The sequence below is a fragment of the Aliiglaciecola sp. M165 genome, from assembly GCF_007197995.1.
In the GTDB taxonomy this organism is placed as follows: Bacteria; Pseudomonadota; Gammaproteobacteria; order Enterobacterales; family Alteromonadaceae; genus Aliiglaciecola.
The window spans coordinates 452,137-465,590 of record NZ_VKKH01000002.1; the positions used below are offsets into that span (position 1 = coordinate 452,137).

The window sequence follows — 13,454 nt, forward strand, 5'->3', positions numbered from 1 at the left end:
AACCCCAGTCTGGTATGTTGTGTTCTGCGTGTTTTGCAACTCTTCAATGTAAGGATAGTCAGTAGTCGTCAACATGATTCATTACTTTGGATTTGGCTCTAATATGAACATAGCGTCGCTGCGCGCCAAAGGCGTTGTGCCGCTGTCGTCAAGGCGTGCGAAGCTAACAGGTTGGCGTTTGAAATTTAACGTTGAGCATTTTTTTCGCCATGAGGGCGGCGTGGGCAATATCGAATATACCGGATGTGAAAACGATCAGGTTCTGGGCATGTTGCACATATGTGATTCCACCGCATTACCTTACCTTGATGACGCAGAGGCTTATGGATACGGCTATGATAGGATTGAGGTTAATGTTAGCGTACTTGATGACCCACAAAAGCCGTCGCAGGCCACAACTTATATAGGTATGCCAGCATTCATCAATAACCAATGCCTGCCGAGCCAACGCTACCTAAATATTGTTGTAAAAGGTGCAACGGAAGCAGGTTTAGATGCAACTTACATACGTCAACTAATGACGCACCCTGTTCACCAACCGCAGTATTACCCAAAATTTACGCTGCCTGCTGGAGAGCATCCTGAATTCAATGCAAGCATGTTAACATCGCAACCGCTTTATACGGCACTGCATGGCTGTGTCTTTGATATGTCCGATGCTCAACCTCGACACGAATTTTTAAAGGGATTCTTTGGTGGTAGAGACATGACCCTTTTTCACTTACAACGCATGGATACCAGTACGCAGGACGAGTCGCTGGACATGATACGCCACGGACGACTTAATGAAGCTCAGCAACATTACCTCGACGCTTATTTGCATGAATATGCCAGAGAATACCGCTTTGTTGGGCATTACAATTATGAACTCGACTAAGGTAGTAAATATGTCTCATTTCCCTGACGCACTGTCGCATGGCACATTTGACGAAGTTTTTCCTAACATTTTTTGTGTGACTGGCAGCATGGAAACCGTTCTGATGGACAAAGACTGGCAGTTTAGCAGAAACATGGTTGTCGTTAGGGAAGGAAAGCGCCTAATCATTTTGAACAGTATTCGGCTTGATGAAGAAGGATTGAATCACTTAGACTCGTTGGGAAGTGTAACAGATGTTATCCGCGTAGGTGCTCTACATGGGCGCGATGATGCATTTTACCTAGACCGATATCAAGCCACATACTGGACCTTGCCTGGGATTGATCCTGAGCATAACTGCCATGACGTGCAGGTACTAAACACAGATTCGGTGTTACCTATCGCTGATGCTTCTGTGTTTATGTTTGAAAAGACCCAAGTGCCGGAAAGTATCATTCTATTGTCTCGAGAAGGAGGCATATTAATCGGATGCGATGCGATTCAAAACTGGGAAAAAGCAGACCGCTATTTTTCTGCACAATCCACTGAAATGATGCAGGAGATGGGCTTTTTTACCCCAGCGAATGTTGGTCCAGTTTGGCAGCAGGTCGCATGCCCAGTTGCCGATGATTTTATCCGTTTAAAATCTCTGACCTTCAAGCATGCACTATGTGGCCATGGCAAACCCTTGCTGAACACCGCAAAAGAAGACTTCGTTAATACGTTTTCGCGATTGTTCAACATCTGATCATTTTGAGACATTGCTGTGACAAAAACTAGCCGAACGCTTGCACTTCCGGGATATAAAATAGGCCGTGTTCATTCACAACATGGTGACCGAGTTGCGTTTTTTGCCTGTCGTGAACACGACAATATTAACGTTGTCATTGAAACACTGAATACCGACTACCCGAGCCGCAGGCAAATTGCAGAAATTCGTCGAGAAGGTGCTATTTGCCAGCGTTTAATAGACGTTGAAGGTATATGCAGTGTTCACGCGATGTTGCCTCATGGGAGTGGTAATTTAGCCTTGGTCTTTGACCCGTATGAGATGTCACTTAGAGGCTGCCTTCTCAAAGCAAAAGGCAACGCGTTACCCGTTAAAGATGTTATAGATATTGCTTTGCCTTTAGCTGCGACACTTGGTCGTTTGCACAAAAAAGGCATTGTGCACAAAGCCATCACCCCAGAAAATATTCTGATAAACCCCATCAGCAAAAAACTGGCATTATCGGGGTTTGGAATTTCTTCTGAACTTGGACAAGAACCACAGGCTGCGCAGATATCGAGGCAACCGCAAGGTGAACTGCCTTATGTTTCACCTGAGCAAACGGGCCGTATGAATAGGGATTTAGATTACCGTTCTGACTATTACTCTTTGGGTGTCGTATTGTACGAGTTACTCACCGGCCGGCGTCCTTTCAGGGCCAACAGTTTATTAGAATGGGTACACTGTCATATTAGCCAGCAACCAACACCGCCTCACGAATTATTGGCGTCTATTCCACTAACGCTATCCGACATTGTCATGAAGCTAATGTCAAAAAACCCAGATAGTCGATACCAAAGTGCTAGGGGCCTTATCCACGATTTGGAACAAATAAACGTCGCAATTAGCCAAGGAGAACAGTGCTATATTTCAGAGTTGGGAGAGATGGATAATGCCCACACTTTCCTAGTTCCACAAGGGTTGTATGGACGAGAAGAGGAACTAAATCAGCTACTCGCCTTGTACGAAGAAGCAATATCAGGTCATACCCGTTTCTGTCTGGTTCACGGCTTTTCGGGAGTGGGTAAGACAGCATTGGTTAACGAACTCGACAAATATCAAACCAGAGAACGTGGCTTTGTCGTGCAAGGAAAGTTCGACCAATACCATCAAGGTGATACTTATTCGACATTCGGCAACACGTTAAAAGGACTTGTTCACCAAATACTGCTCGAACCGGAAGAGCGGCTCAGTGACTGGCGAGTAAAAATACAAGACGCGCTGACAACTAACGCAGCGCTAGTCGTCAACATTGTGCCAGAACTGGCCATCATCATTGGTGAGCAGCCCGATGTGGTAGAGCTGCCTCCAGCAGAGGCGAAAAATCGTTTACACCTTGTGCTGACCGACTTTCTTAGCGTTTTTGCCGACAAAGGTCATCCTGTGGTGCTATTTTTGGACGATCTGCAATGGTGCGACTTACCGACGTTGCATTTGCTCAAGCATATAGTGAGTAACAAAGAGCAATGTCATCTTCTACTAATCGGCGCTTATCGGAGTAACGAAGTGTCTGTAGGCCATCCACTACAACGCATGTTAGACGACCTAAGCCATCAAACTAATATTGCCCAATTACCTGTGCAGCCCTTGAAAAAAGAGTCTGTGGCAGAGTTGGTGGCCGATGCCCTATCCCGTCCAATAGACGACGTTCGACCATTGAGCGACGAACTTTTTCAAAAGGCACTCGGCAATCCATTTTTCACCAACGAATTACTCCGTCATCTGCATAAAATTGGTGCCATTTCACCCGATCCAAACTCTGACAGTTGGCATTTTGACCTAAGCAGCGCAGATTGGCGAAGCGTGAGCGATAATGTCGTTGAGTTCATGATTGCTAGCTTGAGAGAGTTAGACCAAAGTACACAAAACCTTTTGCAATTGGCAGCATGTATAGGTGGCCGGTTTGACCTGAAAACCTTAGCGCAAATCTATCAAAAACCGATTGATGAAACAGCCAGCGCGCTTTTGCCTGCATTGCAACAGTACACAATCCGACCACTACACAATGACTATCGATTGATCGCAGAAAGTCGCGAAATGTTAGATTTTGAAGCGCTTTACAGTTTTCAGCATGACCGGGTCCAACAGGCCGCATACAGCTTAATTGAGAAATCTAAACTCAGTGAAGTTCACTGGTCAATTGGACAGATTTTGTTGCAGCAGCATCATAAGCATATCCCAGCGGATGATTTAATAGACATTGTTGAGCATCTCAATGCTGGGCGTGAGTTAATCGTTTCCAGTAGCGAAAAAGTCCAACTTGCAAAGCACAATTTACGTGCGGGACAACGGGCAAGGAGCGCATCTGCCTACGAGGTCGCTCTGGACTATGTCACCATTGCAAAGGAATTAATGGACTCAAGTGTTTCGAAAAACGAATCCGAATTTATGCGACTGCTTGCTACAGAATTGCAGTTATGCAACTACCTCACCGGGCGAACCGAAGCTGCGGATAAATGGTTGCAGGTCATGCTTGAGCAAGCCTGTAGTAATCTGGAAAAAAGTGAAGTCCTCGCTATTCGCACCAGGCAATTTGCGACCCTTGGTCGTATGCAAGAGTCTGTGCAATCGGCGATTGAGGGCCTTGCGCTACTGGGTATTGAGTTTCCTAGCCATCCCGATGAAACAGATATTGCCTATGAACGAAAATTGGTTATTGAGAATTTGGGGGGGCGAAGCATTGAAAGTCTGGTCAACGCACCAGAAGAAACTAACCAAGAAACCTTGGTTGCAATGCGTTTGTTCATGGAAGTGTTTGCGGCAGCATTTCTGTCTGGCACCGGGAAAACTTTTCCTTATCTCGTGCTCAAGTCAGTGAATTTGTCTTTGCGCAGTGGTTTGTGCCCTGAATCTGCATTTGCCTATGCGTCTTACGGGATGATTTTATGTGGAGAGTTGGACGAACCCGCTCTGGGCTATGAATTTGGAAAAGTTGGATTGGCCATCAACGAAAAACTGGGCGATTTGAAGTTAAAAGCACGAGTGATTTATCTGTATGCTATGTTTGTTCACCATTGGAGTGAGCATTGGTCCACACTCACTCCTTGGTTTAAAAAAGGCATTGAAGCTGGATATCAGACCGGAGACTTGCTCTATTTAGCTTACAGCGCTCAAGATTGCGTAATATGGGATCCTCAACTCGACCTGGAAACTGCGCACCGTAAACACCTTGATAATCTAGCTATCGTGCGGGAATGCGCCTATCAAGACTCTTTGGATTCAGGAACCTTGTTTTTGCAGTTGCAGCGAAACCTGTTAGGACTCACGACCAGCCCAACAAGCTTTAACGACAAAGACTTTGACGAGCAAACCTGTTTGCTTGGCATGCAAAAAAGAGGCTTTAAAACAGGACTTGCGAATTATCACATATACAAGGCGGAAGCGTGTTTTTTACACGGAGCATACGACAAGGCGATGACGCATCTACAAGAGCAAGATAAGCTTATTCAATCTGCAATGTCGCTCCCGCAATTAGTCAGATATTACCTTGTGGCGAATCTGACTCTCGCAGAACAATATCACAATATGTCCGAGTCTCAGCAAGCCGATACGCTAGACAGAATGCAAAAAGATCTTATGCGCATGAGTCGTTGGGCGGACAATTGTGAAGCAAATTTCCGACACCTTTTCTATCTTATGTCAGCAGAAATCGAGCAGGTATCTGGTAAATTGCATCGCGCTTTAGATCTGTTCGATAAGTCGATTGAATTGGCACAAAAACACGGCTTTCTTCGAGATGAAGCCATCGCCAGTGAGCGTGCGGCAAGATTACTAATAGGTTCAGGTAAGTGGCGCAGTGCAGAAGGTTATCTACGTGGAGCGTATCGAATTTTTGACCGATGGGGCGCACACCGCAAAGTCAAGCAATTGGAACTTGAGTTTCCGGTTCTTCGAGACATGTTATCGCCAATAAAAAATTCTGAACAAGGGAATATTCACGCAGATATTGACTTGGCGTCGGTGCTCAAAGCATCGCGGGCAATTTCTGGTGAAATAAGGTTGGATCAACTTCTCCAAAACGCCATTCATATTTTGCTCGAAAATGCTGGCGCTCAATGGGGATGTTTAATCGCCTGCGAACAGCGGTTGTTAAAAGTAGAAAGTGCGATATTACCAGAACCAGCCCTTGATACAGATGAAGTCCCCAAACACACTCTGATATCTTTAAACGACGGTTCCTTAATTCCGGCACCCGTTAGTTTGATCATGCGAGTCCTCCATGACAATAAAGCGATTGTTCTGCATCAGGCGCACAGTGACGGTGAGTTTACTCAAGATCCTTACATTCATCGTTTTCAACCAAAATCAGTATTATGTGTTCCGATTAAACGCGCTAGATTCGAAGGTGTTGTGTACTTAGAAAACAATCTAGCAACCGGTGTCTTTTCTCAAGAAAGGGTCGAAACCATACGTCTTCTGGCGGCGCAAGCCTCAGTTGCTATTGAAAATGCCCGTTTGTATGAGCAGGTTCAAGAGCACTCCCGCACATTGGAACAAAAGGTTGTCGAACGCACTGAACAACTTGAAAATCTCAACAAAGAGCTACAAAGGCTGGCTAATCACGATAGTTTGACTGGTGTAGCAAATCGTCGCCGAGGCGACATGTACCTTGAACAGGTATGGACCACTTTGCAGCGTGAGCAGCAACCCTTATCGATATTAATGATCGATGTTGATCATTTTAAGCATTTCAATGACAACTATGGTCATCAGAATGGCGATGCATGCTTGATCGACGTAACCAAGGCCATTCAAGCAGAGTTGCGTCGTCCAGCAGATCTTATCGCTCGTTATGGGGGCGAAGAATTCATCCTTATATTGCCTAATACTGATGCCAAAGGCGCCGAAATATTAGGGGAAAAAGCCCGTCGTGCAGTAGAAGCATTGAATATTCCACACGCCTACTCGCCAACAGGTAAAACGGTCACGGTAAGTGTCGGGGCTGCTACGGCAGTCCCTGTCATGCACACCACCGCGGAAAATCTTGTCAAACAGGCAGATAACAACCTTTACGAAGCCAAACATAGTGGACGTAATAAAGTGCTTGTGTCAGCTCAATAACCTACGGAATACAACATGAAATCTGATTGGAACCCAAGTGTAAGTGCTTCTTCAACCAAACCTTATGCAGACTGGGATAATGCAGACAATTGGTCTCCTGAGGGACTGCCAACTGATATTGCGGTTTTTGCACAAGCCTTACAAACGCACATTAGTTTTAGTGATTCAGCAAATTCAACTGTTGATTCCATAGAATTTAGTGAAGACGCAGACAGTTACACTCTATTGTTTGGCAGTGCTAAACAGCCCGCGTTGACCCTCGGTGGAGCTGGTATATTTAATCATTCCAGCTCACAGCAGCGATTCATTATCGCCGCGCGCAGCAGCGGTTTTCATGATCCGCAGATGGTCTTTACACAAAGCGCGACCGCAGGCAACAAAGACATGTATTATCGTGTGGGTCCTGTGTCTAAAGCCGACTACGGCGGAGGGGTGTTAAGTTTTCAACAACACAGCAATGCAGGCTCAGCACTGTTTTCTGTTTGGACAGGCGCAGGCGTGCCACCTAAAAAAGGTAGCACGGTTGGCGGAGAAGTTGCTTTTAGTGACACGTCATCGGCGGCCAACGCTAAATTCGTGATTTATGGCACCCTAGGGTCTGATGGTGATACTTTTGGTAATGTTGTCTTTCATGATAATGCGACTGCAGCCAATGCGACTTTCGAAAACGTCGGGGGCACCGTTAGCAAAGGTGATGGCGGCAATACACAATTCTACGGATTATCAACCGCCGCCTTAGCCGTTTTTCACAATAAAGGTGGCACCCATGCCAGCGCTAACGGGGGAGACGTTGCATTCGATGCTCAGGCCAATGCTGGTAACGGGATCTTTTATAATTATGCGGCTTCAGCAGCTGGAGCCTACGGTGGTGTAACCAGCTTCAATAACAATAAGCCATACGTAGATGCGCCACAAGCAGCGAGCGCTGCCTCGGGTAAATTCATAAATTACGGTGCCAGAGATGGTGAATTAGGAGGAGGTGGACATACGTCGTTTAGCGCCAGATACGGCTCCCCCACTGCTGCTCAGGCCAATATCGATAATTATGGCAGCACACTTGCGGATAAATCCAGTGCCGGACATACACAGTTCAGCGTTACGCTACCGAGCAACTATTTTCCAACAGCAGGCCAGTCAATTATCCATAACCATCCAGGTGTCAAAGAAGGATGCGCAGCAGGGTATACCTCTTTTGCCATGTACACATCAGATAGTTCAACTACGGATCCCAACGCTCAGGTTCCTACTGCGGGAAAGGCAACGATTGTTAATCGAGGGGGTTATGCAAAAAATGCCACGGGCGGCTATACGGTGTTTTCCAATTCAACAACGGCTGGTGAAGCGACCTTGATTGCACAAGGCGGTGTTCATGGCGGCTATGGTGGAAAAATTGCCTTCTATGATAACGCTTGCGGTGGCAATGCCCATATTGTTTTGGAAGGCAATGGCGAATTGGAATTGGGTTATCACACGGGACCAGTCACTGTTGGCACATTATCCCTTACGGGCGGTATCATTTCCGTTCAGTTGGGTGAAAACACGACCGGGTTAGTAGTCAGTGGAGTGTTGAACCTAAATAAAAAGACTGATTTTTCCTTTTGGGTCAAGGGATCACAAAGCATCGCAGCAGATACGCCTTACACTCTGCTAGTAGCACCAAATCTATTACCACAACACGTAGATTTATTCTCGGGTAACTCAGTGAATAATCTTAAACCGACATTCTCGATCGCTGACAACACGCTGCAGGTGAGGTTTTCAGAATAAACCAGTGCGTTTGCTTGCAAGCATCAGTGAGCTAAAAAGCGGGGAGATAACGCTAGGTAAATCTGTGTTCATTCAGACACCTAGTTTGACATTTTCTATGAAGACGCATGTCAGTCACAAAATCTGACTGACATGCACTTTAAAAGGCGGGCTAGACTTTAGGAGGCGTCCAGGACGTCGATTGCCAATTCCCTTGGTTGTCTACAGTCATTCGCTGCATATTCCAACTCCACCCCGTTGATTTCAGAACCATCTCACTGTAGTGAGTGCCCACTTGCCTGTGAATCGTTACTGGGAAAGAAGACAAGGTGCTGTCGTTACGTTTAATTACGTCGAGGAAGTCGAGATTTCCGGTAACACGTGGTGTGTAAAATTGGATATCCGCCAATGACCCACCACCAATTATCAGCGGATAGCTATCAAAGTCGCAATCAAAGAATGATACGGAACTTACGTTCTCAATTAGTATGTCTGACACACCAGAACGGCCGCCATTTATACGTGACGTAAAGAAAGAAGTATTCGCAGCAACCGCTTTTCCAACTTCACCGATTTGAATCAAGCGCGCATTGTTTTCAGTGTACATATTGTGCACGGTAACGTTGTTATAATTCGAATAGAACCCAACGATATTCGCTCCCTGAACAGTTGGCATATTAAATCGAACATTGCCCAGGCCAACTGCCGACCCGACGCTGTATTGGAATTCGTCACGATCCAGTCTGATACCGTAATCACACAAATTACTGGTATAAAACATGTCACACAAACAATCCAGTACCACTTTATTAAACTGGAAACCAGACCGCGTAAGTACAGCGCCATTACTTTTTAAATCAACATAACGATTACTCCAACTGTACTCAAATACAAAACCATCCTGCCCTGTAAAGCCGTCGATACTGATGTTTTCAACAACGGATGTTGATTGATGTACAAACGCCACAGCACAACTTCCTACGCCACTGACATTAAAATCACGAACAATTTGATTCGAATTAGTTGAAGAACTGACGCCATCGAACGTCATAATTACAGGTGAATTTTGCTGACTTCCAATGAGATTTGTCGAACCACCTGCCCCTTCAAGCTTTATATTGCTGGGGATGACGAGTGTATCTGACAGCAAGTAATTGCCAGCAGGAATATAAACATCATCATTATTATTTAATACCGCTTGAATGGCCTGCAGATCATCGGTGACACCGTCTCCAACTGCACCATGATCCCTGACATTCACCTTTCCAATAGACGCTGTTGATTGACTATTTGCTTGAGCGTTTGCACTGATTGCAATTGCCCCAACGCCCACTGCTGCACTTTTTAAAAGGCTGCGCTTTGAAATGTTTATATTTTTATTACTACTCACGTAAAAACATCCTGATTGGTGTATTGATTATCAAAACGCTCCACTCTAACGAGATTACACAAATACTCAACAGAAATGGGTGAATATTGTTCAAACAAAAAAGCCCGAATATCGCCATTCGGGCCTTTTAAAAACAGTGGTTAGCTTCGATTATGCCCCTCGTTTGGGATGACTTACCTTTCTGATTAATAAAGCCGACTCTCAAATACGCTTACAAGAACTACAAGTATCTTGGCTAATCTGCATCCGCTGTTACGCCTGCACCTTCACCTTGAATTAAAGTTTGTTGATAGTAGCTTGACGGCTTATCTCCCACGCTTGCCCCACCGTGAATCATACCTTGTATGGCGGGTGTGAAAAACGAATAAGGGTTTTTCACTTCTGGAGCACTGGCCTTGTTTAGACCTTCCATTAAGTCTTTCGGGATCTCAAAATCAAGTGAGGAAAGATTGTCTTGTAATTGTGTGACTTTTGTTGCGCCAATTAGCACCGATGAAACGCCAGGTTGATTAGCCACCCAATTGAGCGCAACTTGGGCCATTGATCGCCCTAGGTGATCCGCCACGCGTTCCAATTCGGCTACTATTTTAAAGTTACGGTCTGAAAATTTCTCAAATGCTGGATTACCCGATCCAGCAACTGTTGCTAAACGACCTTCACCTTTAACTTCATTATTTGACGGTTTGTATTTACCCGACAACAGCCCACTAGCCAATGGAGACCATGCCATCAGGCTAGTTCCCAAGCGCTGAGCCATAGGCACAAATTCGTGTTCTATGTTTCTTTCAACTAAAGAATACTCCAATTGCGCTGTGGCTAAGGGTTCTAATCCTCGTTCTGTCGCTAAAGTCTGCAATTGAGCGATGTACCAAGCGGGTGCATCAGAAATACCGACATGGCGAACTTTACCTGAACGAACCAGATCATCGAATGTTCGAATAACCTCTTCCGCTGGCGTGACCTTGTCCCAAGTGTGCAACATATAAAGGTCAATATAGTCGGTATCAAGTCTCTTCAATGAACCTTCAAGTGCGCGGATAATGTTTTTGCGGCCATTTCCTCCAGCATTAACATTTCCAGGCTCTGTGTTATAGCTAAACTTCGTCGTTAGCACAACATTATCCCGTGTACCGGTTTCCTTTATGAATTTTCCTAGCAATTTTTCACTGTTTCCTCCGGTATACAAATCGGCTGTGTCGATAAAATTCCCGCCGGCTTGCATAAACATATCAAAAAGTGCTCTGGAGTTTTTTTCATCCGCACCCCAGCCCCAGTCATCACCGAATGTCATGGTGCCCAAAGCTAAGCGTGATACTTTTAAACCTGTTTTTCCGAGTGTGAAATAATCCATCGTTGATTCCTCTTTTTCATCAGTTAAGTAATTTGAAAGCCTGATCAGTTTATTGAAACAGCATCGACAAAAATTGAAGTAGACTGCTTATTTATTGAAGAATTCTGATATTTGTTATTAACTGCAACAATGGGTGTAGAGTATGAAATAAAAGAGCCTTGTTAATAACAAGGCTCTTTTATTTCAAAGTGTTGATAATTGAGTTATCAATGAGTTTGACTAACTATATTCGCGGATCATTTTGACCTTGTCGTTTTCCAAATGGATAAGAGCGACAAAACAATTTGCAGCCTTTTTTTCTAAGTGACTTTCCTCTAATTTAGATCTGGTCTCAATCAAAATTAAGTTTGGGTCTTTCATGGTATAAATCATTCGATTCTTACCCACATTGCGAGCATTCCTCATATAATCAATGGTGATTTTAGTCTTACCTATCTTCTTGTTAATCGTTGCCAAATGAGTCGACTCAAAAATTGCGCCATCATCGGATAGCAAACCTGCAATGGAAGCTGGATGTTGGTCTTCAATTGCTTCAACAAATTTTGAAACGGTTTTTTGGCTATTGTGTCGAATTAAATAATTGGGTGGGTTTTGCTTTGCATTTTCAACCGCAACTGCAAAAACGTCTCGAGTACCGCTTTCTTCCAACAATTCAAACTTGTGTGCTGTGATCAGCCAGATTGCTGCATCTTTGACAAAACGATAGGTATATTTGCCACGAACTTGCCAGAATAAAGAACCAACATAGTGATCGGCTACGACAGACGCGGTTGCTGTTGCGGTAACACCATTTGCACTCACTTTTATGTCACTGATCTCGTGGCGTGTTACGTCAAAACCAGGCAAAACACTTGCCCATTGGGTCATTAGCGCGCGGGGGCTTTTTAATTCAATGTCGCCACCTGATAAAGACCTGTAGTCCACCTGTATTTCTGGGGCATATAACTTCTCTAGTGACTCGTAGTTGTTAGTGTCTGCAAGGGTGCCGACACTCTCAACAATCGTTTTAATTTGTGCTTCATCTTTGACATTTGCAAAGGCAAAATGTGGATTTAAAACAAGCATAACCATTACAAGTACTCCTTTAATAATAAGATTCATCGTCTTGGCCTATTTGAATGAAGATTGAAAATGTACATGCAACTTATCAATAGCAGTTTGCATTGCTTCGGGTTCATCGTAGAAATCAAATTGAGTGACATTTTCTAACATCACAAGGGATACATTGTCTCCCGCGTTTTGTGCAAATTTCTTTGCGCCCTGAGGAATGGCTGCTGCTTCTGAATGAACCATTAAAAGGGGGTCATTAAGACTGGACGCAGTCTGTATTGCGTCATAGGTTAACCAAGGCTCCCAAGACAATGTGCTAAATTTATTGTCGTACTCATTGATGGCACCCCTTGAAGGGTCGGTATAGTAACTCGCTTGATACATAACAGCATTTTGGTTTGTGTCGCTGGCTGCCTCTAAAATAACGGGAGCGTCTTGAGCTTTCGCGTTGGCCGTTGCGCTCAGCAGCAAAGGTACATTGTCACCATAGACTTGATCAACGATATCGCTATCGTGTAACCATGGAGCTACCACGGCAACGCTACTAATTTCCGGACTCAAGTGAGCCGCGTCAATGGCATACCCAGCTGAAGCACAAATTCCTAATGTGGCTAGCTGATGCTCATTGACTTCAGGACGAGATTGGAGAAATTCTGCAGCAGCGAGGATATCCTGGGTTTTTTCATAAGGGTCCTCAACGAAGGTTAACGATTGTGGCGTTCCCTGGGCTGATTCGCCCCATCCGCGGAAGTCAAAGGCGAGTGCAGCATATCCCTTGTCGGCAATTTTTTCAGCGTAAGCCCCGGCCATTTGCTCTTTTACCGATGTCCAAGAACCAGAGACTATGATGCTGGGTAACTTCTGGCCCGATGCATAGTCGTCCGGTAAATATAAATCTCCCACGAGTGTTTGACCGTTACTTTGAAAGGTTACTGTTTGCTTGGACGCAGCCTGCAACTGGCCTGCAATAGACAGTGAAATTAAGCTAGCGATTGCAGTAGTTCTAATGAGTTGTTTCATTTGATATATCCTCAGATTTTCGTAGTTGAACGTTGTTGACGAGAATAAGGTTACTCAGATCACGACTCAGGCGATTGTTGCTACCTGCTTATTTTTTGAAGAATTCTGCTTTGCGATTTTTGTGTGCAAATAGAAAATGCTGCGGACGAAAATTAGCGGAAATTAATAGTAGTATTGGCAAGCTTTGAAAGTGTGAATTTGGAATGGTCAC

Annotated in this window: 8 protein-coding genes; 4 read left to right on the plus strand and 4 right to left on the minus strand. The window is 44.7% G+C overall.

Features of this window, described 5'->3' with window-relative positions; translation table 11 throughout:
• Nucleotides 1–73: 73 nt before the first annotated feature.
• From FM019_RS04230 to FM019_RS04245, 4 genes are read left to right on the plus strand one after another with little or no spacing between them, the layout of a single operon-like run.
• Entirely contained in the window at nucleotides 74–877 is an 804-nt protein-coding gene (locus tag FM019_RS04230; RefSeq protein WP_143834650.1) for a gamma-glutamylcyclotransferase family protein, read from the plus strand.
• A 10-nt stretch (nucleotides 878–887) separates the two neighbouring features.
• On the plus strand, nucleotides 888–1,604 hold the full coding sequence (locus FM019_RS04235; RefSeq protein WP_143834651.1) for a hypothetical protein: 717 nt from the start codon (nucleotides 888–890) through the stop codon (nucleotides 1,602–1,604).
• A gap of 18 nt (nucleotides 1,605–1,622) precedes the next feature.
• Nucleotides 1,623–6,686 carry a diguanylate cyclase domain-containing protein gene (locus FM019_RS04240; protein WP_143834652.1) on the plus strand — a complete coding sequence of 1,688 codons (5,064 nt, stop codon included), beginning with the start codon at nucleotides 1,623–1,625 and terminating at the stop codon, nucleotides 6,684–6,686.
• A 15-nt stretch (nucleotides 6,687–6,701) separates the two neighbouring features.
• The gene (locus FM019_RS04245; protein ID WP_143834653.1) at nucleotides 6,702–8,453 is read left to right on the plus strand and encodes a hypothetical protein; all 1,752 of its coding nucleotides are present in this window, start codon (nucleotides 6,702–6,704) and stop codon (nucleotides 8,451–8,453) included.
• A 151-nt stretch (nucleotides 8,454–8,604) separates the two neighbouring features.
• Here the strand turns inward: FM019_RS04245 and FM019_RS04250 are convergent, their stop codons facing one another.
• The 4 genes from FM019_RS04250 to FM019_RS04265 all read right to left on the minus strand — a co-directional run bounded on the left by FM019_RS04250 (nucleotide 8,605) and on the right by FM019_RS04265 (nucleotide 13,243).
• Nucleotides 8,605–9,822 carry a glycosyl hydrolase family 28-related protein gene (locus FM019_RS04250; RefSeq protein WP_185969181.1) on the minus strand — a complete coding sequence of 406 codons (1,218 nt, stop codon included), beginning with the start codon at nucleotides 9,820–9,822 and terminating at the stop codon, nucleotides 8,605–8,607.
• A 235-nt stretch (nucleotides 9,823–10,057) separates the two neighbouring features.
• The gene (locus tag FM019_RS04255) at nucleotides 10,058–11,173 is read right to left on the minus strand and encodes an aldo/keto reductase (RefSeq protein WP_143834655.1); all 1,116 of its coding nucleotides are present in this window, start codon (nucleotides 11,171–11,173) and stop codon (nucleotides 10,058–10,060) included.
• A gap of 219 nt (nucleotides 11,174–11,392) precedes the next feature.
• Nucleotides 11,393–12,244: a nuclear transport factor 2 family protein gene (locus FM019_RS04260; protein WP_185969182.1), complete on the minus strand. Its 852-nt coding sequence runs from the start codon at nucleotides 12,242–12,244 to the stop codon at nucleotides 11,393–11,395.
• Between the two features lie 39 nt (nucleotides 12,245–12,283).
• A complete protein-coding gene (locus tag FM019_RS04265) occupies nucleotides 12,284–13,243 on the minus strand; it encodes an alpha/beta hydrolase (RefSeq protein WP_143834657.1) in 960 nt (319 codons plus the stop codon).
• Nucleotides 13,244–13,454 lie beyond the last annotated feature (211 nt).